22 protein-coding genes are annotated in these 26,018 nt (G+C 59.1%); 10 read left to right on the top strand and 12 right to left on the bottom strand.

Features of this window, described 5'->3' with window-relative positions:
* Positions 1–55: 55 nt before the first annotated feature.
* Genes NW816_RS00675 through NW816_RS00660 form a run of 4 tightly spaced genes read left to right on the top strand, consistent with a single transcriptional unit; the run spans position 56 to position 3,871 of the window.
* Positions 56–421 (top strand): hypothetical protein, encoded by a 366-nt coding sequence (locus tag NW816_RS00675; protein ID WP_011432431.1) that lies wholly within the window; start codon positions 56–58, stop codon positions 419–421.
* Complete coding sequence (locus NW816_RS00670) at positions 421–1,320, top strand: DMT family transporter (RefSeq protein ID WP_414407885.1); 900 nt, start codon at positions 421–423, stop codon at positions 1,318–1,320. Before NW816_RS00675 ends, NW816_RS00670 begins: the two co-directional genes overlap by 1 nt.
* Before the next feature lie 58 nt (positions 1,321–1,378).
* Entirely contained in the window at positions 1,379–2,491 is a 1,113-nt protein-coding gene (locus NW816_RS00665; RefSeq protein ID WP_414407884.1) for a glycosyl transferase, read from the top strand.
* A 54-nt stretch (positions 2,492–2,545) separates the two neighbouring features.
* Complete coding sequence (locus NW816_RS00660; RefSeq protein ID WP_414407883.1) at positions 2,546–3,871, top strand: class I SAM-dependent methyltransferase; 1,326 nt, start codon at positions 2,546–2,548, stop codon at positions 3,869–3,871.
* 141 nt (positions 3,872–4,012) lie between these two features.
* On the opposite strand, the gene NW816_RS00655 is transcribed toward NW816_RS00660, so the two are convergent.
* On the bottom strand, positions 4,013–4,708 hold the full coding sequence (locus tag NW816_RS00655) for a hypothetical protein (protein ID WP_414357768.1): 696 nt from the start codon (positions 4,706–4,708) through the stop codon (positions 4,013–4,015).
* Between the two features lie 688 nt (positions 4,709–5,396).
* Here NW816_RS00655 and NW816_RS00650 point away from each other — a divergent pair.
* A complete protein-coding gene (locus tag NW816_RS00650) occupies positions 5,397–6,680 on the top strand; it encodes an efflux RND transporter periplasmic adaptor subunit (protein WP_414375006.1) in 1,284 nt (427 codons plus the stop codon).
* Between the two features lie 118 nt (positions 6,681–6,798).
* Positions 6,799–10,008 carry an efflux RND transporter permease subunit gene (locus NW816_RS00645; protein WP_414407882.1) on the top strand — a complete coding sequence of 1,070 codons (3,210 nt, stop codon included), beginning with the start codon at positions 6,799–6,801 and terminating at the stop codon, positions 10,006–10,008.
* A 63-nt stretch (positions 10,009–10,071) separates the two neighbouring features.
* Here NW816_RS00645 and NW816_RS00640 read toward each other — a convergent pair whose 3' ends face one another.
* From NW816_RS00640 to NW816_RS00625, 4 genes are all read right to left on the bottom strand, one after another.
* A complete protein-coding gene (locus NW816_RS00640; protein WP_011432361.1) occupies positions 10,072–10,329 on the bottom strand; it encodes a DUF2949 domain-containing protein in 258 nt (85 codons plus the stop codon).
* Positions 10,330–10,522: 193 nt separating this feature from the next.
* Complete coding sequence (locus tag NW816_RS00635) at positions 10,523–11,317, bottom strand: hypothetical protein (RefSeq protein WP_414407881.1); 795 nt, start codon at positions 11,315–11,317, stop codon at positions 10,523–10,525.
* Positions 11,318–11,425: 108 nt separating this feature from the next.
* Positions 11,426–12,169, bottom strand: a complete 744-nt coding sequence (locus tag NW816_RS00630; protein ID WP_414407880.1) for a low-complexity tail membrane protein — start codon at positions 12,167–12,169, stop codon at positions 11,426–11,428.
* A gap of 34 nt (positions 12,170–12,203) precedes the next feature.
* The gene (locus NW816_RS00625) at positions 12,204–12,428 is read right to left on the bottom strand and encodes an NAD(P)H dehydrogenase subunit NdhS (protein ID WP_011432364.1); all 225 of its coding nucleotides are present in this window, start codon (positions 12,426–12,428) and stop codon (positions 12,204–12,206) included.
* A gap of 214 nt (positions 12,429–12,642) precedes the next feature.
* On the opposite strand from NW816_RS00625, the gene NW816_RS00620 reads away from it, so the two are divergent.
* Positions 12,643–13,230 (top strand): FHA domain-containing protein, encoded by a 588-nt coding sequence (locus tag NW816_RS00620; protein ID WP_414407879.1) that lies wholly within the window; start codon positions 12,643–12,645, stop codon positions 13,228–13,230.
* 1 nt (position 13,231) lies between these two features.
* Here NW816_RS00620 and NW816_RS00615 read toward each other — a convergent pair whose 3' ends face one another.
* Complete coding sequence (locus NW816_RS00615; RefSeq protein WP_414407959.1) at positions 13,232–14,698, bottom strand: cation:proton antiporter; 1,467 nt, start codon at positions 14,696–14,698, stop codon at positions 13,232–13,234.
* Positions 14,699–15,005: 307 nt separating this feature from the next.
* A complete protein-coding gene (pth, locus tag NW816_RS00610) occupies positions 15,006–15,680 on the bottom strand; it encodes an aminoacyl-tRNA hydrolase (RefSeq protein ID WP_414355608.1) in 675 nt (224 codons plus the stop codon).
* 187 nt (positions 15,681–15,867) lie between these two features.
* Between pth and NW816_RS00605 the strand changes: the two genes are divergently transcribed.
* The gene (locus tag NW816_RS00605) at positions 15,868–17,085 is read left to right on the top strand and encodes an HD domain-containing phosphohydrolase (protein ID WP_414407878.1); all 1,218 of its coding nucleotides are present in this window, start codon (positions 15,868–15,870) and stop codon (positions 17,083–17,085) included.
* A 282-nt stretch (positions 17,086–17,367) separates the two neighbouring features.
* The gene (locus tag NW816_RS00600) at positions 17,368–18,489 is read left to right on the top strand and encodes a methyl-accepting chemotaxis protein (protein WP_414407877.1); all 1,122 of its coding nucleotides are present in this window, start codon (positions 17,368–17,370) and stop codon (positions 18,487–18,489) included.
* A gap of 60 nt (positions 18,490–18,549) precedes the next feature.
* On the opposite strand, the gene NW816_RS00595 is transcribed toward NW816_RS00600, so the two are convergent.
* Complete coding sequence (locus NW816_RS00595; RefSeq protein WP_414406723.1) at positions 18,550–18,951, bottom strand: DUF4359 domain-containing protein; 402 nt, start codon at positions 18,949–18,951, stop codon at positions 18,550–18,552.
* Between the two features lie 245 nt (positions 18,952–19,196).
* Here NW816_RS00595 and prfB point away from each other — a divergent pair.
* A protein-coding gene (prfB, locus tag NW816_RS00590; protein ID WP_414407876.1) for a peptide chain release factor 2 occupies positions 19,197–20,328 on the top strand; the annotation gives its coding sequence in 2 pieces (ribosomal slippage) (positions 19,197–19,268 and positions 19,270–20,328; 1,131 coding nt in all).
* Here prfB and NW816_RS00585 read toward each other — a convergent pair.
* From NW816_RS00585 to NW816_RS00570, 4 genes are all read right to left on the bottom strand, one after another.
* Positions 20,325–21,443, bottom strand: a complete 1,119-nt coding sequence (locus NW816_RS00585) for an o-succinylbenzoate synthase (protein ID WP_414407875.1) — start codon at positions 21,441–21,443, stop codon at positions 20,325–20,327. The two genes, prfB and NW816_RS00585, sit on opposite strands and share 4 nt — an antisense overlap.
* Before the next feature lie 317 nt (positions 21,444–21,760).
* Positions 21,761–23,071: a M16 family metallopeptidase gene (locus NW816_RS00580; RefSeq protein ID WP_414407874.1), complete on the bottom strand. Its 1,311-nt coding sequence runs from the start codon at positions 23,069–23,071 to the stop codon at positions 21,761–21,763.
* Positions 23,072–23,131: 60 nt separating this feature from the next.
* Complete coding sequence (locus NW816_RS00575) at positions 23,132–24,436, bottom strand: M16 family metallopeptidase (protein WP_414407873.1); 1,305 nt, start codon at positions 24,434–24,436, stop codon at positions 23,132–23,134.
* 194 nt (positions 24,437–24,630) lie between these two features.
* Positions 24,631–25,845 (bottom strand): site-2 protease family protein, encoded by a 1,215-nt coding sequence (locus NW816_RS00570; RefSeq protein WP_414407872.1) that lies wholly within the window; start codon positions 25,843–25,845, stop codon positions 24,631–24,633.
* Between the last annotated feature and the right edge of the window lie 173 nt (positions 25,846–26,018).

Here is a 26,018-nt window from a genome sequence, read left to right as displayed (position 1 = left end):
CCCATCTTCGGGAGCAGCCCGTAAGATGGAGGTGAAACGCTGGAGACTGCTCTCTATGTCCGATCTCTCTTTCTCAGAACAAGAACGGCTGAAACAGCTTGAGCGTGAACTGGAGCAGGCGGCTGCAGCCTCTCGGGAGTCGGGAACATCCGTTGCGTCTCGGGGGAAAAGTGCCGTTCGAGCTTGGATTGAGACTTGGGGGCGTCCACTGGTGACGGTCTTCGCCATTCTGGGCTGTATTCTTCTGGTTGGGCTGTTCTTCCGGGTTTTCGGCACTGTTCTCAGGTGGGCGGTGGTGGCGGGGTTGGGCTACCTGCTCTACGCCTGGGTGGTGGCACCGCGGCTGGGCCTTCCCACCGGAGCTAAGTCGAAGCCAGAGGACGGCGGTAGCGGTGCGGAGCACCATCTCGACAGCTTTTGATGGGCAGGGATCCCTGGCGAGCATATGCTTACCTGGCGGCGGCCATCTTGGGCTGGGCTACGGCTGCCAGCGCTTTTAAGTTTGGGTTGCAGCACCTGTCGCCGACGGTCTTGCTGATTTTTTCGGCATTGAGCTCTTGCTTGATCCTGGGGATCGTTTTGGTGGTTACAGGGCGGGCAGGGTTCCTCGGCAAGCAGAGGGGATCCCAAATCCGCCTGTCGGCCCTTCAGGGGCTGCTCAACCCCTTCGGCTACTATGGGGTGTTGTTCCAGGCTTATGACCGTCTGTCGGCTCAGGCGGCGATGGCTCTGAATTACACTTGGCCGCTGGTGCTGGCTCTTCTGGCGGTGCCGCTGCTGGGAGAGCGCTTCCGTTGGCGGCTGGTGTTGGCCTTGGGGGTGAGCCTGCTGGGGGTGGTGCTGGTGGCTACGGGGGGATCCTGGGGCACCTTGCAGGCGGGGGATCCCTGGGGGGTCCTGCTGGCGGTGGGCAGCTCTGGAATCTGGGCGCTCTACTGGCTGCTCAATGTGCGGGATGGGCGAGATGCGGTGCTGAAGCTGTTTATGGGGTTTCTCTTCGGCAGCCTCTATGGCCTGCTACTGCTGCCGTTTCAGGAGGTCTCTTGGACAGTTGCGGGGCTGGGTTGGGCGGCTTACATTGGTCTGGCGGAGATGGGCTTAACTTTTGTGTTTTGGCTGCGGGCTTTGGAGTTGGCGGGCCACCGGGGATCCCTGGCCAACTGGGTGTATGTGACGCCCTTTTTGTCGTTGGGGTTGATTGCGGTGCTGTTGGGCGAGACGATTGCGCTGGGATCCGTGCTGGGCCTGGGCTTGATCTTGGCGAGTAACCTGTGGGGATCCCATAGGGAAAAGCCCCCCGCGGATCCTGTTCTGTCCTGAGGCGGTTGCGTTCGCGCCAGCGGGACGGAGTCCTATCGCGTTAGCGGTGCAGAGCACAATGAATCCCGTTCCTCTGTATGTGGCGGCAACAGCTCACGGGTTTGGGCACGTTACCCGTCTGGCGGCGGTCGTGAATGCTTTGCTGCGGCGGGATCCCCATGTTCTGCCCATCTTTGTTACGCCGGCTCCCCGCTGGCTCCTGAAGCGTTACGTGGAGGGGAAGTTTCTCCATCGGCCGCGGGCGTTGGATGTGGGGGTGGTGCAGCCGGATGGGCTGCAAGCGGATCTGCCGGCTACGTTGGCCGCCCTCAAGGCGTTTAAAGCCAGCGCTGCGGAGCTTGTTCGAGAAGAAGCGGATTTCATTCGAGCCCAGGGGGTGCCTTTGGTGTTGGCGGATGTGCCGCCCATTGCTGCGGCGATTGCCCAGGCTGCTGGGATCCCCTGCTGGATGGCCAGTAATTTTGGCTGGGATTTCATCTACCAAGAATACGGCCCTGAGTTTCAACCGTTTGTGGCCTGGGTTCGGGAGCTCTATGGGCAATGTGACCTTCTGTTTCGCCTGCCCTTTAGCGAGAGCATGGTCGCGTCAGCGGTGCGGAGCACTAGCGCCTTCCCGCATCAGCGGGAGGTGGGGCTGACGGGATCGGATCCCCGCTACCCACCAGAAGAGGTCGCCGCCCAGTTGGGGTTACACCCGGATCAACCCAGGGCTTTGTTCACCTTTGGCGGGCTAGGGGTACGGGGGTTTCCTTACGAGCGGCTCCAAGATTTTCCCGACTGGCAGTTTCTCACCTTTGATCCGGAAGCTCCCCCCTTGCCCAACTTGCGGGTTTTGGATGGGCGGGTGTGGCGACCGGTGGATGTGATGCCCCTCTGCCGCTGGGTGGTGTCCAAGCCGGGCTATGGCACTTTGGCGGAGGCCCTGCGCAGCCGCACGTCCATGGCCTGTGTCGTCCGCTCTGGGTTTGCTGAGTCGCCGTTGCTGGTTGAGGGTCTGCAGCGCTACGGCTGGCATCGCATCCTCTCCCCAGAGGAGTTCTTTCAGGGATCCTGGGACTTTTTGCAGGATCCCGCCCACCCGCCCCAGAGGCCGGATGGGTTGGATCTCCAGGGGAATGAAACCCTGGCTGCGGCCTTAGAGGCATTCCTGCGGGGGAGGGATCGCGGGTAGGATAGGGGGCAGCTTTCTGCAGCGGATCCCTTCACGGTAGCGGTGTGGAGCCCTATGGCCAGCAGCTCGTTCGGGTCAGCGGTGCGGAGCACTGCGGAATCTTTGCGGCAACTGTACGAAGAATTGCCCTACCCCAATGTGGCGATTGAGGCCTCGGGCCGCAACGCCATTGACGGGTTGTACCGCCTAAGTTTGACCACCGCCCAATACGCCCGCACCCGCGCCATTGTGCCCAGCGAGGGTGCTCTGATTTTGAATGCCGGCTGCGGCTCGGGCTGGGAAACGTTGATCTTGGCGGAGGCCAATCCGGGGGCGCGGCTGGTGGTGTGCGACCTGTCGGCAGAGTCGGTACGGGTGACGGAGCGACGCTTGCGCTACCACGGTTTTGGAGAGGTGGAGTTGTATGTTCTCGACCTGTTGGATATCGAACAGTTGGGGTTGGAATTTGACTTCATCAGCCTTAACGATGTGCTCTATCTGCTGGACGATCCGGTGGCGGGGCTAAAGGCGCTTAAGCGGGTTCTAAAACCTGACGGGATCCTGCGGGCCAACCTGCACCACGCCTACCAGCGGGAGGTGATCTTTCGCCTACAAGAGGCGTTTCGGCTGCTGGGGCTGTTTGATCTACCCACTCCTGAGGCCTGTCAGCGGGTACGGGAATTCATGGCCAGTTTGGCCTCGGACGAAATGCGGGCAGCCCTGCGCTGGAACCCTGAGATCTACAAAGACGACACCAACATCCGGGCCAACTACCTCTTGCCAGGAGACAAGGGCTTCCTGATCCCCGACCTGATGCGCATGCTCGAGGAAGCTGAGCTGGGCCTGGTTTGTCTGGTGGACTATGCCGACTGGGATCCGGCGCTTTTGTTCAAGGAGAGGGCCATGCCCCCCTGGTTGCAAGCTGAGTTGGACAAGCTCTCGCCTGCGGATCAAAATCACTTTTATGAGCTGATCTACCCCAACCATCGCCTCATTGACTTTTGGGCGGAACACCCCGGCTCTTCCTTGGTCTTGCCCTGGAGCGACGCCGATTGGCTGGGGGGCAGGGTGCAGCTTAACCCCATCCTGACCGACAACGTCGAATTTCGCCAAAACTTCGCCAAAGCCTACGAGAAGAAGCTGGAGTTTGCCATGAATTGGCCGGGGGCTAGCTATGGACGCCTAACCATTCCAGCTCCTCAGATGGCCTGGCTGGGATCCCTGTTGCAGGGGCCAACGCCGGTGAAGGCCATGATTGAGCAGGCAGCTCAGGTCAACACGTTAGAGCCGGAAGCGGCCCAGGAGGAGGTGCTCACCTACCTGGCAGGGCTGGAGTCGTTTTTGTTTGTGATGTTGGATCCTGCACCCGTTCCAGGAGAAGGAGTTTTTCCAATCGCTTGAGATCCCCGAGCCTTTCTCCCAAGGGTAGAGGGAAGCCAATGGGCCGGTTCACGGCAACTTGGAACGACTATTGAGGGATTGAGGCTCTGCCGGGCTGCAAGAACGGTCTTGGGCAGATGTCAGATGGGAAGAGATCCCTCTCTAGCGATCCACCAGGCGCAGCTCGAAGGTGAGGATGTTGGCGGCCAAAATCTCCAAAGCCCCGCCCTCGATAAGGTCGCGAGTGAGGGCAGCTCCGGAGCCACTTTGTTGGATCAATTCGCGGCTGCGGCGCACCGTCTCTTGTCGCTGGGGATCATCCACAACCACCTGCCGCTGATTGGACAGGCTGAGGCGATAGAAGTTGGGCAAATCTCCCCGGGTGGCATCAATGGCCAGATTGGTCTCTTCGGGGGCCACACGGAAGGGGGCGCGAGCGGTGAGCAGAGCCACCTGAATATCTTGATCCCGCCCATCGAGACCCTGCAGCTCGGAGATATCGATCTGGAAGTTGAGGGTATCGCGGTCGCGGGTGAGGCGATTGACCCGTACCTGGTTAAAGCCGACCGCAAACTCTCGTTCCGGCTCTCCAAACCGCTGGATGGTGGCCTGCAAGACCGACTCTTCGTTGAGGGGGGTAACCCGAATGAGGTAATCCCAGTCCCGCACAAAGGTGTACTCGTTGGGCCCCACACGGACGTTGGGATCCACCAAGTTGGCGGTGGGACCGGGGCTACCGGCCCGGCTGAGGGCCACCACGTACCAGTAGTTGGGGCTGATGGGCAAACCCAGGGTCATGCGTACTTCCAACACAGGCCGGGCCCAAGCTGCAACAGCCGTGAGAGCTGTTATGGCCATGGCCCCGAAGCAACTCCACAGCCAGCGCTGGGGAGGAAAATTAAGCTGCGGCGGGCGAGAGCAAGTGATGGCTGTAGTTCTCATTCAAGCCTTTTCAAGGGCAGTTGCCTGTCTGATACATTCACGCTGAACTCTCCTGAACATGGTTCAGGAAAGAAGCGATCGCATCCTGCCTATCTCTGAGCAGGAAGGCGGTATCCCGCAAAGCCCTGAGGAATACCCCCCGAGCGCTTTCCCCCTTCACTTCCCGGCAACCGTTGCGGTGGACTCAAGGATCAGGGGGAAACTTGGTCTACTATATCCCTCTCAATGACTTTTGCCAAACCGCCTAAAGCTCAGTAAATTCAGCAAAGTTCAGGGTTTTGGGGGTTAGAGGCATGCTCTCCGGCAGGGGGTGGAAGCCTGAACTCCTTTCCTGCTGATCTGGGAACAGTCTAGCCAGGAGTGGCGTGCCCTCAAAGGGTATCCTTATCGCGTTAGCAGGACGAAGTCTCACTGGGGTGGGGCGAAGCGCGGCGAAAGTTTTTGTTAAGCATACACCTTAGTTCCGGACTGGGAAGATTTCAAGCGCTTTTGCACAGGTTTGGGGAGGCTCTCGTTCATTACCTTGGTTGGTTAAGCAAGTGCAGGGGTGGGATCCCTTTGTCCACCTACCTGTCCCTATGCCTATTGTGGGAGCAACTTGACGATGCGAGCGCGAACGGCCTTGCCGCTGCTGTGTCTTTCTTTGCTGTTAACTGCCTGCCGAGCTGGAAGGCCGCCCCAGGAGATGGAGGGGGACGGCCAACCCCCCACGCCAGTGGGAATAGGAGTGGTGGAAGAACGGATGATTGAGGAGGCGTCGGAATTTATCGCCAGCCTCGGATCCCAGCAGGTGGCCAGCATCCGGCCCCAGGTGAGCGGACAGGTGACTCGGGTGTTGGTGCAGTTGGGATCCCAGGTGGCTGCTGGGGCACCTCTGTTTGAGATCGACAGCCGTCAGCAACAGGCGGCGGTGGCCGGCCAAACGGCGGGGATTGCCGCGGCCCAAGCCAACCTGGAGAGCAGCCGTGCTCTGCTCAGCCAGTTGCGGGCGGATCGGATGCGCCTAGAGGCAGCGGCGGAGTTTGCCCGGGATCTGCACGAACGTAACCTGCGCCTATTGGCGGAGGGGGCCATCAGCCAGTTGCAGGTGGATCAGTCCAGCCGCGATCTGCGCCAGGCGGAGGCGGCTTTGGCAGCGCAACAGGAGCAGATCCGCGCCCAGGAGGCAGCGATTTTGCGGGCAGAGCGAGAGGTGCAGCGGGCCCAGGCAGAGGCGGAGCGGCAGCAGGTGCAATTGCAGTTTTTCCAGGTCACGGCTCCCTTTGCGGGCATTGTGGGGGATGTTTTGGTGAGGCAGGGAGACTACGTGACACCGCAAACGGTTTTGACTACCCTGACCCAAAACCAGGCACTGGAGATCAACCTCAATATCCCCCTGCAGCGGGCCCCGCAACTGCGCATCGGCACCCCAGTGCAGCTCCTGGACAGCCGCGGCGAGGTGATCGGCACCAGCCAGATCTCCTTTATTGCTCCCGAGGCGGAAGCCAGCACGCAGTCGGTTTTGGCCAAGGCCCTTCTGGAGAATCCAGCCGGGCAGTTGCGCTCGGCGCAGTTTGTGCGGGCTCGTGTCATCTGGGAGGAGCGACCGGCCTTGCTGATTCCGGTGACAGCGGTGGCCCGCTTGGGAGCGCAAACCTTTGTCTACACAGTGCAAACGACGGAGCCGCCAGCAGAGGGCATGCCCCCGGGGGCGGTGGCGGTGCAAAGGCCGGTACGGCTGGGATCCATCCACGGGAACAGCTATGAGGTGCTGGAGGGCCTAGAGGCCAATGAGCCAATTGTGCTCACTGGCCTGCAAAAAATCCGCGATGGCGCACCGATTATTGATGAGGTGATCCTTCAGCAGAGGGGGCAGCAACAAGGTGGAGAGGGGGGATCCCCGCCCTAGAAGAGGCTGTGCATTCTCAGCAATTCTTATTTGCCCCAGTTTTGGCCCAGTCATCCAAGCTTCAACTTGAAGGGCGACCAGCTCAACCGGTATCTCATCGCAGCGGATCCTTAGACTTATGTTCGTTGACTTTTTCATTCGCCGTCCTGTTTTCGCTACCGTCTGCTCCATCATCATTGTGCTGGTGGGGGCGGTGAGCATTCCCCTACTGCCGGTGGACTACTACCCTCAGGTGGCGCCGCCAGCCGTAACTGTGACAGCCGTTTACCCTGGGGCCAATGCCGAGACGGTGGAGACGACGGTGACCAACGTGCTGGAGCAGGAGATCAACGGCGTCGAGGGCATACGCTACATCTCTTCGGTGAGCAGCAGCAACGGTACCAGCCAAATCACGGTCACCTTCAGCCCCGATCGGGATCTGGACATAGCGGCTGTGGATGTGCAGAACCGAGTTGCCCGAGTTCAGGCGCGGCTGCCGGCAGAGGTGATCCAAAATGGCGTCAGCGTCCAAAAAGCCGGCGACAGTGCTTTCGTGCAGGTGGTGGCGCTGCGTTCGCAGGCAGGGGAATATGATGAGCTGTTTTTGAGCAACTACGCAGAGCTGTTTGTGCGGGATGCTTTGCGGCGCATCCGGGGCGTGAGCGATGTCATCATCTTTGGAGAGCGCACCTACGCCATGCGCATTTGGCTGGATCCGACACGCTTGGCCGGCTACGGGCTAACGGCTCTGGATGTGGTGAACGCGGTGCGCCAGCAGAATATCCAGGTGCCTGCCGGCCAAATTGGCAGCCAGCCCAGCCCGCCGGATCAGGAGTTTCAGATCAGCGTCCAGGCAACGGGGCGGCTCTCACAGCCGGAGGAGTTCGCCCAGATTGTCCTCAGGGCCAACCCCGATGGCAGTTTGGTACGCATTGCCGATGTGGGTCGGGTGGAGCTGGGAGCGCAAAGCTATGATACGTTCTTCCGCATCGGGGGACAGGAGGCGGTGGGGATCGCCATTACCAAGCAGCCGGATGCGAATGCCTTGGAGGTCTCGCGGCAGGTGGAGCAGACGTTGGAGGAGCTCTCCCGCAACTTTCCGCCCGGCTTGATCTACGAGATCCCCTTCGATGCCACCCTGTTCATTACCGAGTCGGTGCAGGAGGTGATTTTCACTCTGTTGCAGGCGATTGGCCTGGTGGTGTTGGTGCTGTTTATCTTTTTGCAGGATTGGCGCATCACCCTCATTCCCACCATCACCATCCCGGTAGCGCTGCTGGGTACTTTTGCTTTTGTGCGCCTGTTTGGCTTTTCCATCAACACTCTGACCATGTTTGGCCTGACTCTGGCCACCGGTCTGGTGGTGGACGATACCATCGTGGTGGTGGAAAATATCTCCCGCTATATCCGTGATCGCGGCATGCGGCCTCTGCAGGGGGCCTCGGCGGGGATGAATGAGGTGTTGGGGGCGGTGATTGCCACTACGTTGGTGCTGTTGGGGTTATTCCTGCCGATTGCCTTTTTTCCCGGCACCAGCGGTCGCATCTATCAGCAGTTTGCCGTCACCATTGCGGTGGCGGTCTCTCTGTCCACGTTCAATGCCATTACTTTGGCCCCGGCGTTGTCGGCACTGCTGATTCGTCCGCGCTCAGGAGAGATGTTTTGGCTGTTGCGCTGGTTTGACCGGTTGGTGGAAGGGATCCGAGCGGTCTACCGCCGCCTGCTGGAGCTGGTGGTGAGGCTGCGGCTGCTGGTGGTGGCTGGATTTGTCGCCTGTTTGGGCCTCACCTACTGGCTGTTCCAGGTTGTGCCGACGGGGTTTGTGCCGGATGAGGATCAGGGCTTTTTCATCACCATTGTTCAGGGGCCGCCGGGGGTCTCCCTTCACTACACCGACGGGGTGATTCGGCAAGCCACAGCCGTTTTGGAGGGGATCCCGGAGATCGAGGATGTGGCGGTGGTGGGGGGCTTCAGCTTTACCGGGCCCTCGCCGGGGAATGGGCTGATCTTTGCCACCCTCAAACCTTGGGAAGAGCGACGGCGACCGGAGCAATCGGCCCAAGCGATTGTTGACAGGCTATTTGGGCCTTTTTTGGGTGGGATCAGCCGCTCGTTGGTGATCCCGATCTTGCCGCCGGCCATTCCGGATTTGGGGGTTACCGGTGGGTTTACCTTCCAACTTCAGGATCGGGGGGTCAACGATTTCAATCTGTTGGAGCAGACGGCCAACACCCTGTTTTTTGTGGGCAACTCGCCGCCCCAGCCGGGCCAACCTCCCTTGGGCCTGCGGGTTAACCCGCCCACTTTCAACGCCAATTCGCCGCAGCTAGAAGTACAGGTGGATCGGGATCTGGCCCAGTTGCTGGGGATCCCTCTGTCGGATGTCTTCGGCACGCTGCAAACGCTGTTGGGGGGCACCTACGTCAATGATTTCGACCTGTTCAACCGCAATTACCGGGTCTACGTGCAGGCAGATCAGATCTTCCGGGCCAACCCAGAGAGCATCGGCCAGTTCTACGTGCGCGGGGGCCAGGGGCAATTGGTTCCGCTGAGCACTTTGGTGCAGGTGGAGGAGACCACCGGCCCGGCCATCATTAACCACTTCAACCTTTTCCGTTCTGCCGAAATTCAAGGTAGCCCCCTGCCGGGCTTCAGCTCAGGGCAAGCGATTCGGGCAATGGAAACGCTGGCCGCCCAGTTGCTGCCCCAGGGGTTCGGCTTCGAGTGGTCGGGCCTTTCCCTGGAAGAAATCGAGTCGGGAGGACAGGCGCCGCTGATCTTTGCTTTGGGCCTGGTGTTCGTTTTCCTGGTGCTGGCGGCGCAATTTGAGAGCTATGTGGATCCCTTGATCATTTTGCTGGCGGTGCCGCTGGCGGTTTTTGGGGCTCTTTTGGCGCAACTGCTGCGGGGCTTGGCCAACGACATCTTCTGCCAAGTCGGGTTGGTGATGTTGATCGGGCTGGCCAGCAAAAACTCTATCTTGATTGTGGAGTTTGCCAACCAGTTGGTTGCCCAAGGGATCCCACTGCTCAAAGCTGCCACCCAAGCAGCCGAGACGCGCTTCCGCGCCATTCTGATGACCGCCCTGAGCACTATCCTGGGTATTTTCCCTCTGGCAGCGGCCACGGGCGCAGGGGCAGCCAGCCGTCAGTCGCTGGGCACGGCGGTGATCGGCGGTATGCTCGTTTCAACGGTGCTCAGCTTGCTGATTGTGCCGGTGCTCTATGTCGTGATCAAAGGGATCCAGGCGCAGATTTTGGGGGGATCCCCTTCGCCTGTGGATCTGGCGCATCTGCCCCCACCGGAGGATCCCAAGGATCTGCTGCCTGGTGGCGACAGCGTTGGGTAGCAAGAGGGATCTGCTTGCTTCTTCTCTTCTGGCGGAAAAGCGAGTGGGGGAAGGGGGCACCTTTCATCCACCGCAGGCCCTGTCCTCGAGCAGTTCGGACTCGGCTTCGCTGGGCATTTTTTCCCAGAACTGAGCCAGGTGTTGCAGGCCCACAAAGCCCAACTGCCAGAGGATCAAGGCTAGAGGGCCGTGCTGCTGCCGCTGGATCTTCAGGGCCAAAGCCAGTTGTTTGGGCTTGAGGAGCTGTTGCTGCTCAGCAAACTGGCAGAACTGTCGATCCCATTGGCTAAGGGCTTGTAAATCCGGCAGGGTCGGTTCCATAGGTTTGGCCGGGCAGGAAAGGATTGAATGTCGAGGATCGGGATCCTCGTACTGATTCTGGGGATCTTCTTGCGGATCCCTTGCAACAGGTTTCTTCCAGGGTATGTGACCACCCAGGCCCTCCCAAGGCCGGTTAGGGCAGAGAGGACTGAGCTTTGTCGCAAAGCTGGCTTATAGATCCTGGCAGGACGGTCTATCCCCAGGGGTCGTCGTCGAAGGGACTATCTGACCAATAGCCACTCTGCTGGGGTGGAGGGGGCTGTTGGGGAAGGGGCGGCGTGTAAGCAGGAGGCGGTGTTGGGATGGGGGTGGGTTTTTCCAGATCCTCAAGTCGGGGCAGGTCGGCGGGCTTGGGCTCAACACCAAGGCTTCTCAGCTTGGCTTGCGCTTCTTGCACCTGAGCGTTGAGCTCTTCCAGGTAGGCACGGTAGTGGTTGGCAGCTTCTAGGTACTGCTTGGCTTTCTTTTCGTTTTCCTGGACGACCGCCTCCAGTTCCTTGGTGCGGACGGTGTAATCGGCCTCTTGGTTGGTGAGGTTTTCGATGGCTTGGTTGAGTACAGCCCGCCGTCGCTCCAGTTGCGCTACGATTTCCGACAACTGTCGTTCTCGCTCGCTGAGGCTGCGTTCGCGGTTTTGAGTTTGTTCCAGTTGAAAGCTGGCCTGGCTGAGCTGCTCTCGCAAATACATCACCTGGGGCTCCGTCTCGTTGCGTTCCTGCTGCAACTCAAAGACTCGGGCTTCCAAGTGATCTTTTTCCTGCTGCAACACTTCCCGCTCGTTCAAAAGACGGGTGTAGAGCTGGTTGAGAAAGTCCACCTCCATCACCACTTGGCTAAGCTGAGTGGCGTATTCCCCAACCAAAGCCAACTCCCGAGCGAGGTTTTGGGTTTCACTGGTGGCTTGATCGGTGAAAAACTGGGGAAGTTGGGTGGTTTCTCTGAGGCGTTGGGTAAATTGCTTGAAGCGGAAAGAAAAGTTGCTCGCCATTGCCGGTGCGGTAGCCTCGAAGATCAGGGGAATGCCGATGGTTGGATTTCACAGGGCTTGGATTGCTTCCAATCTAACATTGAGCTACAGCTTTTGCGGAAGCTTGCCTTAGGTGGGATCGGGGGGAGTTTCAGGGGCCGGCATGGCAACTTCCCCAGAGGGATCCCGCTTCTCGGATTCCGGCTGGGGGTTTTCTGCCGCTCTGTTTTTAACCTTGTCTTTTTGGTCTTTCGAGGTGCCTTCTGAATCCTGGCCGGAGATGCGGCGCAGCAGCCGTTGCAGGAGTGGGCTGCGGCGATTGCCGAGGACGGAGAAGCGGCTTTCAATCTCCTCGACGGGGACGGGATCCATTTGGGCCAGCTCCGGCTCGCTGAGGAGGAGTACCCGTATCGTTGCAATGGGGATCTGCAAGAATAGGTTGGATCCCCAAAATCCAAAGGCAGCTATGGCTAGGCCTGCCAGACGGGTGCCGTTGCCAGGGGTGAGCGGGGCAAAGAGGGGGGCAAAGTCGTAGAGGCGCTCACCGACTTCCAGCATTAGGATTGCCGCCAACAGCGTCAAAATCTTATGTTCGGCGCTGAGGAAGGCGGCCAAGATGCGGCGCTGCTCGAGGGTGAGTTCTTCTGGGGGGACAGAAGCCACCCACACGCTAAAGATGTCAAACGGTTTGCGCCACTGCATAGCAAAGACCGGCCCAATGCCCACCACGGCCACCCAGGCCTGCTCCGCCCCCACCGGCAGGAGGGGATCCCCTGTGGCCAGCCCGATCAGGGTCAGCCCCACCCACAAGGGGAAGAGGAGGATGCCGGCGGCATGGATCCAGAGGAAAGGTTCCTGCCAATGGCTGCGCATGGGGAAGTTCCAAGAGGGACAGGGGAGAGCAGGGCTAGGGGCGGGATTTGTCCACCACTTCCAATTCTGTGAGGCGGAAGGTGACTAATTTGTCCCAGTTGCCGCCTTCAAAGAGGACAGCGGCATGGTTGTCGGTAACCCGCTGTACCTGGCCCTCAAAGCAGTAGTAGGTGTCGTTGGGGTTGATGACCCGCACGGCAACGCCGGGGTAGATCGGGGGAAGGGCTTCGAGGAGGGTTGGGGTTGGAGTCGTGTTCACGTTTCAGCTATCCTCTTTTTTTGCAGAAGCTCTGCCTTACTATTATGGGGGAAAGCCCCTCTCTTGCCGAGTCTCCCCCTCGTTGAGCTTCTTCCCACAGCGGTTCGCCGAGGGTTGGGCAATGGCTGAGGTGTGGCTGCCAGCCCGCTAACGGGAAAGGAGCCTGTACTGCAACTTCGACGGTCAACCCAGCTCCCCCTCAAGGCCCCAGACCATGGCTACCGGCGCACAGTCTTCCCCCTCCCAAATCTGGCATGTGTTGGTGATCGATGATGAACAAGGACGGCGGGCTGTGGCCCTCAGCGCTGCCACCTATTCCATCGGCAGGGATCCCAGCAATGCAATTGTCATCGATTCGGCGGCGGTTTCCCGGCAACACGCGCTGCTGCTGCGGCTACCCCAAAAAGATGGCCAGTATACCTACCGGCTGCTGGACGGCAATATCGAGGGCAAGCGCAGCACCAACGGCGTCTCGGTGAATGGGCAGAGATGTTTGAGCTGGGATCTCAAGGATGGGGATCAGATCCTGTTGGGGAATCAGGTGCGGATGCAGTACTGCATTCGCCAGTTGTCAGACGAAGATTTTCAGCGGTATCTCCAGTCTGTAAGCTTTCGCAGCGTGAAGGCGGAGGTGGTGGATCGGCGCTCCACAACCATGCAGCGGTTTGATCCGCCCTCGATGCAGGCAATTTTGCCCCAAGAGGAGACGACGGAGAGAATTGACGTGAAGCCTCAACGCCGCAATCCGCTGCAGCTGCTGTTGCAGACGCTCTGGGGGCGTTTGAGGGGGAAGCTGAGATAATTTAGCCCTCAGGAATGCCCACCCGTTCTGAGTCTGGGAGCGATGACGCGGTCTCGTCGGCGCCGCCTTTGCGCTCTTGCTCTGACGCTTCTGCCTGCAAGTCCAGGAGGGAGGGGGAGTTGGCTTCCCCAATCAACACTCCCCGCAGCCAGAGGGGAGCGACAAAGGTGGTGGCAATCACCATGACGATAATGCTGACATCGAGGGCATCGGAGAGAACCCCACTGGCGGCCCCCACACCGGCAAACACCAGGCCCACCTCACCCCGGGGAATCATGCCCACTCCGATGGCGTAGCGGTTGATGCCCGGCTTGCCAAAGGCCCCCAAGCCCGCTGCTAGCTTGCCCACAATGGCAACTCCGATCAAGAAGACGGCAATGATCAGCCCCTCTCGGTTGACGGGGAGGGTGGGGTTGAGTACGGCAAGGTTGGTTTTGGCCCCAACGCAGACGAAGAAGATGGGCACCAATAGGTCGGAAATGGGCTTGATCTGTTCTTCCAGCTCTTGCCGTTTCTCGGTTTCGGCCAAGATTAAGCCAGCGGCAAAGGCGCCCAAAATCGCTTCTAGATGAATGATTTGCCCCACATAAGCCAGCAGAAAGGCCAGCACGAGGGCGGGCAGAAGGGGGTTACCTCGGGTCTTCAGGCTGTTGAGAAGGGCCACAAAGTAGGAGCTGAGAAGGCGCCCCAGAACAATAGAGCCGACCAAGAAGACGATGGCACTGAGGATGATGATGCCGATATCGGAAAGGTTGACTTCTCCGTTTTTGGCCAAGCCCGCCACCACGGCCAAGATGATGATGCCCAACACGTCATCCAAGACGGCGGCGCCGATGATCACCTGTCCTTCTGGGGAGGTGAGTTTTTGCAGCTCGGCCAAGACGCGGGCGGTGATGCCGATGCTGGTTGCTGTGAGGGCAGCGCCGGCAAATATGGCGGGGATAACGGGCACATGAAACAGGTAGAGCAAGCCCAGGGTTCCGGCCAGGAAAGGCACAGCGACCCCGATGACGGCTACGGCTGCGGCTTGAGGGCCGACCCGCAACAGCTCGGCCAGATCCGACTCGAGGCCGATTTCAAACAAAAGGACGATCACCCCGATCTCGGAGAGGATGTCGACGATCTCGCTTTGGGAGGAAAACACCTGCACCAGGGATCCCTCGTCGAGTCCGGCAGTGGCTTGCAGAAATTGCATCAGTGCTGAGGATTGAGCCAAGGTGTGCAGCTCTTGGCCGGAAACTTGTCCTTCTGGGAAGACCAACAACCCCAGAGCGGAGGTTCCCACCGTAACGCCCCCCAGCAATTCTCCCAGCACCGGCGGAAAGCCGAGGCGAACGGCGATTTCTCCGGCAATACGGCTGGCCAGATAGATGACCACCAGAGCCATCAGCACCGCCGCCAAGATCAGGGGTAAAAGATTGGCAGCCCCTTCCGGTTCAAGGGGGGCAGCGGCTTCAACAGCAAGCAACACTGAATCTAGGTTGTTCAACAGCAAGATCTCACCCTCAAATGATGAACAGCTTTTTGTCTCGGGCCGGCCCTGGTGGGAACGCTGCCGTTCCCATTCCTTTCGCCCTTCTGCTGGAAGACTGTTACAGAAGCTAACCTCCCTTGGGAACTGTTGGCAACGCCCAGGTAGGCACTCTTATACTCCAGATAATTGACACTTATCTGGACTATCATCTTCACAGCCGCTCCCCTGAGCAGGACGAAGCGTTTATTGCGCCCTCTCCTGGAAGACCCCTCGGAGCCGGCAATCCAGGACAAGCTGCTCCTTAGGAGGAAGCCTCGCCTTGGCCCGGTGCAGGATTGGATCCATCCGGATCGGACGGTGGCCCAGACAGATCCAGAGGATTAAACCGGTTCATGGCCGTCATCAGTCCCTCTTGCCAGCAGCACTCCACGGCCTCTACCGCCACATCCAACACCCGCTCCAGCACCTCTTGTTCTGCAGGGGCGAATCCACCCAACACATGCCCGACCACATCTTGGCTGCCCTTGGGTTTGCCCACCCCCAAACGCAGCCGTGGAAACGCCTCGCTCCCCAAGTGCTGAATGATGGACTTCATGCCGTTGTGCCCACCGGCAGAACCGGATCCCCGCAGGCGCAGACGACCCAGCGGCAGATCCATATCGTCGTACACCACCAGCACAGAGGCGAGATCTAACTTGTACCAATCCAGCACCGCCCGCACCGATTGGCCGGAACGGTTCATGTAGGTTTCCGGCTTGAGCAATCGTCGCTTTCCTCCCAGGGCAAACCCTTCTCCGTAGCTACCTTGGAATCGCTTCTCCAAAACCAACGGGATCCCCCAGCGCTGCGCCAGCCGATCCACCACCATAAAGCCGCAATTGTGGCGGGTATTGGCGTATTGAGGGCCGGGATTGCCCAGGCCCACAACGAGCTGCAGGGAAATCTCATCGGTTCCCTTGGGCTTGACCTGGGTCACAACGTTTCTCGCCTCCTCGAGCTAAAGTAAGGCATCGCTGCTTTGAGTGGTGTTGGCGTGTTTTCGGGCTGCTGATCGCCCCGGAGGTTCGGATACCCAGCCGGCGGCAGGAGAACTCTTGGGGGCGAATGACTCCGCCATTGTTTATTGTGAACGCTTAATGTGAACGCTTCTGACCAACCCTGCTATGAGCCTGCCCACCCCCTTCGGTCTTCACCCCAGCACAACCGAATTCGATGCCTCGGATGCCCTGCGCCTCAGCCAGCGTCTGATTCAAGTGGGGATCGCCCTCTCCTCAGAAACAGATCTGGGGCGGCTGCTGGAGTTGATCGTTGCTCAAGCCCGAGAACTGACCCACTGTGATGGGGCCAGCCTCTTTGTCCGAGAGGGAGAAGAATTGCGGTTTTTCGTGGTCAACCGCCATGAGGAGCTGCGGGATCTGCGCTTGCCCCTCAGCCCTTCCAGCATTGTGGGCTACGTGGTGCTCACCGGGGAAAGCTTGAATTTGCCGGATGTCTACCGCCTGCCCGCCGACCGGCCCTATGCCTTTAACCCACAGGTGGATCGGCAAACCGGCTATCGCACCCGCTCCTTGCTCACCGTGCCGATGCGGGATCCCTCAGGCAAGATCCTTGGCGCCCTGCAACTGTTGAACCGCCTAAAGCCGGATCACCCCACCCCCCTAGCTCCTGACCAGGTGGCTGAGTGGAGCCAACCTTTTTCTGAGCTGGAAGTCAGCGTGGCAGAAGCCCTAGCCTCCCAGGCGGCGGTTGCCTATCAAAACGTCCAATTGCGGGAAGAGCTCAAATCTGCCCACTTCGAGACCATCTTCTGTCTGTCTCTGGCCGCAGAATACCGGGATCAAGATACCTCCTTTCACCTGAAGCGGATGAGCAACTACTCTCGCATCATCGCCAAGCACTTGGGCCTATCCAGCCATGAGCAAGAGCTGATCTTCTACGCCAGTCCCATGCACGATGTGGGCAAAATCGGGATCCCCGATGCCATCTTGCAAAAGCCGGGGCGCCTGACCCCAGAAGAACGGCAGATCATGAACCGTCACCCTGAGATTGGTTATGAGATCCTCAGCAAGTCCGACTCCGAGCTGATGAAAAAGAGCGCCATCATCGCTCTGACCCACCACGAGAAGTTCGACGGCAGTGGGTATCCGCGCGGCCTCAAAGGAGAAGGGATCCCTCTAGAGGGACGGATTGTGGCCTTGGCCGATGTATTCGATGCCTTGGCCAGCCGTCGCCCCTACAAAGAAGCCTGGGCTTTGAATGAGGTCTTTCAGTTTGTAGAAGACAACAGCGGCAGCCATTTCGACCCGCAAGTGGTGGCCGCCTTTAACCGAGGACGCAGCGAAATTCTGGAAATCTACCACCGCTATCAAGAAACCCGCTAAATCCAGCTCCAGATCAATCAGGGATCCAAGATACCAACCCAGAACATTCAGCTCCAAAGGGATCCATCCCCGCAAACTGCAAAGAAGGGATCCCAGGCCATCCTTTCCGCACAATTCTGCAAAATCCTATGGGCAGGAGATGGGATCCCAGGGCAAACTGAAGGTGGTCGATTTTCTGCAGGAATTACCCCATCAAAGGCCGATTTAGGGCCGACTTTTTGTGTTGCTCTACACATTAGCATCCAACCCATCTGTACCCAACGTGTGCCGAGGATCCCTGTGATGGCTACCCTGACAAATCCACCCACTCCTACCCTATCGATCAACACCAAGCTGCGCGATTTGGCCTTGGTGGAGTTTCAGGTGAGCGAGTCCACCCCTTGTGAGAACGTGGTGCGCCGCCTAGAAGATGACAGCAGCCTTTCAGGAGTCATCGTGCTGGACGAGCGGTCACAGGTGCGGGGAATGTTGACCCGCCGCGCCATTCTGGAGTGGATGCTTAGCAAGCCCTACGGCCTGGATGTGTTTTTGAAGCGGCCCATCAGCTCCATGGTAGAGTTCCATAGCCGGGATTTTCTCTTGCTCCCCGGCGACTGCGATGTCATCCAAGCAGCCGACCGAGCTTTCCAACGGCCCGAAGAGACCATCTATGACCCCGTGGTGGTTCAACTGGGATCCCAGGACTACCGCCTTCTCGATGTGCCGGTGTTGTTGGTGGCCCAGGCCCAGGTGCATCTGGCCACCCAGCGCAAGCTACAGGAGCAGCAGGAAGAGATGAAAAGGATCTTGGCAGAGCTGGAGCAGGAAAAAAACCGCAGCCTCCAGTATGCCCGGGATCTGGAGCGACAAAAAGCCGAGATCCTCAACCAAAACCTGGCCTTAGACATGGAACGTCGCCGGGCCCAACAGCGCTCCGAGGAGTTGGCTCGCCTTAACGCCCGCATCATTGAAATCAGTTCTGTGCTCTCTGAGAGAGGCAAATCCACCTTTGCCGCTACCTTTGAAGGCGTGGAAGCCGTACGCGGCCTAGTTCAGGAAATTGCCGACAACAGCCAGGAGTTGTCGCGGGAGCTCAAGGAGATCAACACCATCGTGGATTTGATCGTAGAGGTGGCAGGATACATTCGCCTGCTCTCTTTCAATGCGGCTGTAGAGGCCAACCGCAGCGGTGGTGCCGGTGGCTTTGGAGCCATTGCCCAGGAGATCCGCAAATTGGCCGGGCGAACCACTGAGGCCAGCAACCGTATTCGCAGCTTGGCAGATCGCATCCAGCGACAAAGCCAATCCACACTGCAATCGGCCCAAAGCAGCGCTGAGGTGGTGCAATCCCTTTACCAGCAGGCCCAGTCGGCTCAGTTGGCCCTAGAGGAGCTGCAAACCCTGTTGGAACAGGCCCAGATCTAGCCTCCCTTTTGGGTTTGAGATTCTTTTGGATCTGTCTGATCCCTAAGGTTGCCATAGTGGCTAGGGGTCAACTTTCCCCTCTCGAATCTCATAAGTATAAAATTGCCCAGCCACGGCAAGGGTTTCAAAGTGGTAGGTGGGCAAGGAGATCCCCAGTGGGCCAAAGTTGAGCAACGACAAATCGGTGGTGTAGAGGCTGAAAAGGATAAAATTCTGCCGGCGGGTTTGGCGCATGAACAGAGCTTCTAGTTCGGGCTGGAGCTCTCGGACAAGGGCATGACATTCCTCAATCAAAGTGACCAAGAAAGACGGGATCTGAGCGCAGTATTCTCGCGTAGCGTAGGCGGCCAGTTGTTGCCCTGCATGGGTTCTGTACTCTTCTAAGGTGGGATTGGTGATGGCCAAAGCAGCCACTCCTCCCGCCAAAACCAGCCCGGAAAGCAAGGAAAAGACCTTCAGCATCGCAGCCTCCGAAACCGAATTCTTTATTCTGCTATAGGCTTGAGCCACCTCAACAGGGATCTTTCGGCAGAAGCCAAAGGACTCCGTCCTGCCTCTGGCGGGGTTGTTGCTATGGACAAGGGATCGCAATGCTGTTGCAATGGGAACCGCCAGGAACTGCCCCACAGAAGGGCTCCATCCCTTGATTGAGTTGCCGGCCCACAGGTTAGGATGGGATCCGACGCGCAAACAGCTTGCTGCTCTCTATGGAACTTGCCGATCTAAGACGCACCCTAGAATCGCTCACCTTGCGCCTGAGCAACGCTCAGGACTATCTTTGACCTGCCCCACTTGGAGCAACAGATTGCCATCCTAGAGCAAGAAGCCTCGCAGCCGCAGTTTTGGAATGATGTAGAGGCAGCCCGCCGCCACCTGCAAAAGCTCAACAGCCTCAAGGCCTCCTGGGATCAGGTGCACCGCTGGAAGGATCGCCTGGAAGATGCCGCCAGCGCCCTCGAGCTGCTCCAAGAAGAGCCCGATCCAGAACTCCTAGCCGAGACAGCAGGATCCCTGGCAGCGGTGGAGCGGGAGTTGAGCCAATGGGAGCTGCAGCAACTGCTCTCCGGCCCCTACGACCAAAACGGTGCCATCCTCACCATCACCGCCGGTGCAGGGGGAACCGATGCCCAGGACTGGGCGGAAATGCTCTTGAAAATGTACACCCGCTGGGCACAAAACCAGGGCTACAAGGTCAGCCTCTCGGAATACTCCGAAGGCGCCGAAGCCGGTATCAAGTCCGCCACCCTGCTGATCGAAGGCCCCTACGCCTATGGGTATCTTTCTGCCGAGAAGGGCAACCACCGCATGGAGCGCATCAGCCCCTTCAACGCCAACGGCAAACGGCAAACCAGCTTTGCTGGCGTAGAGGTGATGCCGATTCTGGAAGAGGAAAGCGAGTATGAGCTGAAGATGGAAGATCTGGAGTTCGAGACCTCCCGCTCGGGTGGAGCAGGTGGCCAAAACGTGAACAAAGTGGAAACAGCAGTGCGGGTGATCCACAAGCCCACCGGCATTGCTGTGCGCTGTACCGAAGAGCGCTCCCAACTGCAAAACAAAGAGCGGGCCATCCAGATCTTGAAGGCCAAGCTGATCGAGATGGAAGAAGAAAAACGCAGACAAAAGCTGGCCGAGATTCGCGGCGAGATGGTGACTCAGGGCTTTGGGGGGCGTATTCGCACCTACACCTTCGATCCCTACAAGCTGATCAAAGATCACCGCACCAACGCCGAAACCTACAATGTCGAGGCCTTTATGAACGGCGAGCCGGAGGAGCTGATGCATTTTATCCAGGCCTATCTGCGGCAGGAATACGCCAAACAACAGGCCGCCGCAGTCTAGGGCCGGCTGTAGCGCTCCCACACCGCCTGCATGAGGGCAGCCCGCTCCTGGGCTGAGAGCTGGGTCAAGGTCAGGGGATCCCCTTCCTGGAAAAACTCCCCTACCCCCCATCCCACGGCCCGGGGAGAGGCGGTTTTGGCTTGCAGGGATCCCGCCCAAGCCAACCCGTGCCAGGCGCCGATGGGAGTCTCCAGCGCAGAAGAAAAAACCAGATCCAGGCCGGGATGTCGGCTGAGATACTCCCGCAGCGCAATGCAGGAGCCCACCAGAGACGGCTTCACCACCAGGATCCCTTTCCATCCTGACCGATGGATCGCTTGCAACTGCTCCAGGCAGGCCACCGATTCATCCAAAGCAACGGGGGTTTGGTACTGGCGGCTGAGCTCCACCAAATGGGCGTGCTGATTCGGCGGCAGAGGCTGCTCCAAAAACTCGATCTTGACCGGCGAGGCCTGGTTGAGCCGATCACAAACCATCAGCCACCGGTGGGCCTCCGCAAGCCCTAGTCCCCCATTGGCATCCAAACGCAGACGGGATCCCGGCGGCAACCGCTCCAGCCATTGCTCCAGCTTCTCCAACTCCTGCTGCATGGGATCCCTCCCCACCTTGAGCTTGTACACCGACCGCGTGAGTGGGACGGAGTCCTTGTAGGAGTCCTTGTAAGATTCCGACGGGATGGTCTCCCCCAAAAGTTCACAGAAAGAGAGCAAAGAGAGATCCCTATTCAACCCATCGGGATCCCGACAGGCCAGCCAAGCGCCTTCCAACCCAAACCGGCAGGCCGGCAGTGCTTCTGGGATCCCCAAAATATGCGCCTCCGACAAAAGAGGGGGCAACTGCCGACAAAACTCCAGAGCCTGCTCCAGGGTTTCGCTGCCAAACCAAGGGATGGGAGCAATTTCCCCATATCCTTGACAGCCTGTCTCCCGATCCGTAAGCCGGATCAGGATCCCTTCCCGGATAGACCACAGGCCGTGGTGGGTGCGCAGGGGCTGCCGAAAGGGACGCCGATAGGAGCAAAACGCAAAGGAAAACCGCTCTTCCAGCCGCCTGAGCGGTGCAGACTCCTCTTTCTGGGTATCCCCTGCGGGTGATCTACTGTGCCTACCAACCACAAAAAACCAAGCAGGATAGATAGATAAAGAAGGGAAAAACTCCGGCTTTCTCAGAGGTCTGCTCTTCAGATCAAAAACGATCCCCGTCGCTTTCTTTAACACCCTGAGATTGACTCATAATGGCTCATAATAATATTTAATATTTATAATAGTATTTATTTATAATAATGACCTCAATCCAAAGTTCTGGTCACTTCAGGTCAGGGTGAGACACCTGGGCTACTGAAAAAAGCCTTCTGGCACAATGCATTATGCATTATTGCTCCGCAACGCTGACGCGACGACGCAACCAACGTTTTAGGTGTGGGTGCAGTGTCCTAGTTTGAATCGAAACGACCATAAAACACCGGCTCAACTTCTGCCAAGGCAGCTTCCGGCCCCACCAGAGCAATGGCCGAGTTGGTCAGGTAGGTTTTTGCGGCTTGATGGAGCTGCTCTGGGGTGAGTTGCCTGACCCTCTGCAAATACTGCTGGTCAAACTCCATGCCCAAGCCCAAAATCTCGTACCAGCCCACCAGTTGGGCCACCTGGGCATTGGTTTGTTTGCTGAGGGCGTATTGGCCCAGAAGTTTGCGCTGCGCCATTTCCACCTCCGCCGGATCGAGGGGATTGGCCTGCAGACGGTGGATTTCTGCTTGTAGGCGCTCCAGGGCCACCTGAGTATTCTCTGCCGCAGTGCCCATGTAAACCCCAAAAGGGGCGGGATCCCGACGGGTGGCAAAAAAAGCCGAGACCTCATAGGCCAGGCCACAGCGCTCCCGCAGTTCCACGAACAGACGGCTGGACAGACCGCTCCCCAAGTAGGTGGCCAGCAACTTCAGGGCCGGATAATCCGCAGAAGCAGCAGGGGATCCGCGAAACCCGATCAAGATCGTCGTCTGCTGAGTGGGCTGGGGCAACCTCAGCAGTTGGGGATCCCTCAGAGGGGGTAGGGGAACATCCCGATCCTCTGGAGAGGGGCCGGGAACAACCCAGTCCCCCAAAGCCGCTTCCACCTGGGCAGCCATTTGCTCCGGCGGCTCTGGGCCGATCACCACCATCACCATTCCATTGGGACGACAGTAGGCCGCGTGATAGGCCACCAAATCCTCGCGGGTCAGGGATCCCACCGTCTCCAGCCGTCCCAACCCCGGCAGGGCGTAGGGATGATCCCCATAGAGGGCCTGTCGCACCTGATCGAAAGCCAGGCTGAAAGGCCGTTCCTGCTGGGCGCGAATGGCTTGCAGCATCAACCCCTGCTCTCGCGCCACCTCCTCTTCAGGAAAACTGGGATCCCGTAATATCTCCGCCAGCAAATCCAGCAGCTCCGGGAAATCGGCAGACACACAGCGCAGGCTCACCTCGAAAGAGTCGGCAGAGCTGTCCACCGATAGCGAGGCCCCCAGCGATTCCACCCCAGCAGCAATGGCCTGGGAGTTGCGCCGATGCGTGCCTTTGGTGAGGACAGCCGCCATCAAGTGGCTCACCCCCGCCTGTTGCGGTTGCTCTGCCCGGCTGCCGCCGCGGAAAAAACAGTGGGCAGCCAAGATCTCCACCGTTGGGTTCTGGCCCAGCAACAGCGTGATGCCATTGGCCAAAAGGACGCGCTGTAAACGGCCACGTTGGGTGGCAAGCAGAGCAGAGTTCATGCAGGCAAGGGATCCCGTCCAAAATCCGAAAGTCAAGAGTCCAGAGCGTCGAGGCAGCGCTCACCGACAGGCCAGTTGCAGCTCCGAGGCCATTGCTGGATCGAGGGCAGTCGGCTTGAGAACGGTGACTACATAAGCCTCCGGAGACAAGTACTGCTGGGCCAACTCCCGGATCTGAGCCGGAGTAAAGGATTGCACCAGCTCCAGGTACTCTTGAATGCGTTGCACCCCGCCCAACGTCTCGTAGTAGCCATAGATGCCCGCCAATTGGCTGGGGGACTCGGCGGAGAACAGAAACTCATGGATGAGCATACGCCGGGTGCGATCCAACTCTGCTTGGCCAATGCCATCCTGCTGCAGCTTTTCGATCTCGTGCAGAATCGTCGCCTCCACCCGCGCCACATCCTCCGGCTCCAGTTGAGCCCCAATACAAAACAGTCCCCCCTCCTTCAGCACCAGCGAAGAACAGCCAATGGCCCTCACCCAGCCCCGCTGTTCCCGCAGCAGATGCACCAGCCGCGAAGTACGGCCATCTCCCAGCACAGAAGCCAACATCTCCAGGCCACAGGCTTGCTGCCAATCGTCAATGCCAACAGTAGGCCAGGCCAACTTCAGGCGGGCTTGCTCCAAGCGGGCATGGTCGCTCTCCCGGCGCAGGATCCCTTGGGGACGAGGCTGGGGCGGAATGGGGGGGCTGACCGGTGCTGGCCCGGCGGCAGGGCCGCCAAACTGCTCCTCCACCAAGGCCAACGCCTGCTCAGGATCGATGCCACCCGTCACCACCACCGTCATGGATTCAGGGCGATACCAAGCGCGGTGGTAGGCGCGCATCAGTTCAGGGGTCAGTTGCATCAGGCTCTCCGGTGTGCCCAACACCGGTCGTCCATAGGGATGCTCCCCATAGGCGGTCTCCATCAAGAGCTGATAGGCCGTGTAGTCCGGGTTGTCGGCAGCGCGGCGAATTTCCTCCAGAACCACCTGCCGCTCCCGCTCAAACTCCAGATCTGGGATCCCGGCCCGCAAAACCACCTCTGCCAGGTAGGGCAGGGTATCCGCCAGGTCGGCAGCAGCCACCGTAATGTAGTAATGGGTGTAGTCTTGGCCGGTGGCAGCATTGGTAACTCCTCCCCGTCCTTCGACGGCCCAATCCAGCTCACCAGGAGCCAGCCGCTCGCTACCCTTAAACACCATGTGTTCCAGAAAATGGGATAGGCCCAGCCACTCCGGCGGCTCATGGCGTCCGCCTGTCCGTACCCAGACATCAACGGTTACAGAATCGGCAATGGGGATGGGATGAAGGATAACGCCTAACCCGTTGCTCAGTCGGTGGGTGTAGGCGGGCAAAAGACGAGGAGAGCGGTTCAAAATTCTTAATTGATGGAGAACAGTCTTAATTGTAGATGGAGAGGGTCTCCCGGAAATAGTATCTGAGACTACTTTTCTTGGTCTTCTCTCCCCGGCTTGCGGAGGCAAAACGCTCCGCCCCTTTTGGGGAACCTTTTGTGGAAGAGGAAGAACCTAGGCGCCTTGGGCCGCCCCCTGTCCACCCATCTCCCCAACTAAGGCTCTTGATGGAAATCCGGGGATCCCGGCCAAGACAGACTGCGGGATCCCTCGCTTGCCAGATTGTCCTCCACCTGAAATCCAGGGGGCCACTCTTGGCTGTCTCGAACCCGTTGCACCACCTCCTGGGGCAGCGTCACCCCCAACTGCCGGGCAGCCATGGCCACCACATCCCCGCGATCGATCAAGCCGGCAATGGCACCGGTGGGCGTGAAAACCAAAATGCGGCGCGGTTCCGCCTGGCGCATCATCTGAATCACCTGGGGAATGGGGGTCTCTTCTCGTACCCCCTGCAGTTGCTCCATCGGCTTGAGAATGGCTTTCAGGGTGAGGCGATCCCACTGGCTGCGCTCGATGTCGTTGAGCAATTCTGGCCTGACCAACCCGCGATAACGGCCATCTTCCTCGGCAAAATAAACCTCCGCTGGCTGAGTTGGAGCTTCCGGCCTGAGAGAAGAAGGCACCAGATAGCGATCCACAAACTCCCGCAGGCTCATGTTCGCATCCAAAACCCGAAACTGGCGGGTCATCACATCGGCAGCTTTCAGGCGGGCCAGCACCTGCTGCAGTTGCGCGTACTGGCTGTAGCGGCGGGCGGTGTTCAAAATAAACAGCCCGATCAACCCCAGCCACAGGCCATTCAGGCTGCCGGCAAACACCACCAGCAACCCCAGCCCCAGCAGGCCAAAGCCGACAAATTGCCCGGCCCGAGCTGCCCAAATCATGCCCTGTTGTCGATCCCCTGTCCAACCCCAGATGGCCGCCTTGAGCATTTGCCCCCCATCCAGAGGCAAGCCCGGCAGCAGGTTAAACAGGGCAATCGTCAGGTTGATGGCAGCCAAGCTGGCAAGGGTTGAGGCCAGCATCGACTCCGGCACAGCCCAAGCCCGGGCCATGCTGAAGAGCACAAACAGACCCAAGCTGAGGAGAGGGCCTGCCACGGCCACGCAAAAAGCGCCAAGGGGGCGGGGAACTTCCCGCTCAATCGCCGCCATACCCCCAAAAATAAACAGGGTGATGGAGTTAACCCGTACTCCATAGGCGCGGGCCACCAAGCTGTGGGCCAACTCATGAGCCAGCAGAGAAAGAAACAACCCCACCGCCGTCAACAGCCCGTAGGAGAGCACCAGCAAGAGGGCCGCTGGGAACCAGGTGTAGTCGACGAAAAAGGGGATCCCCCACAAGCTACCGATGCGCAGGCGACTGGTCATGACGATACAACTCCTTACACAGCTCTCACCGAGACTCTACGGCGCGGATGCTCCGGTACTTATGCCTGGGGAGAAAGCGCCCATCTAAACTACCAGTTCCAGTTGCGTATGTTTGCGTATGTTATGGATAGGCAGACACCAGAAACGGCTTTGAGGGCGCTGGTAACCGGCGT

Source organism: Synechococcus sp. W55.1 (assembly GCF_047461655.1).
Classification (GTDB): domain Bacteria; phylum Cyanobacteriota; class Cyanobacteriia; order Thermostichales; family Thermostichaceae; genus Thermostichus.
This window is presented reverse-complemented; position numbering and strand designations above follow the sequence as displayed.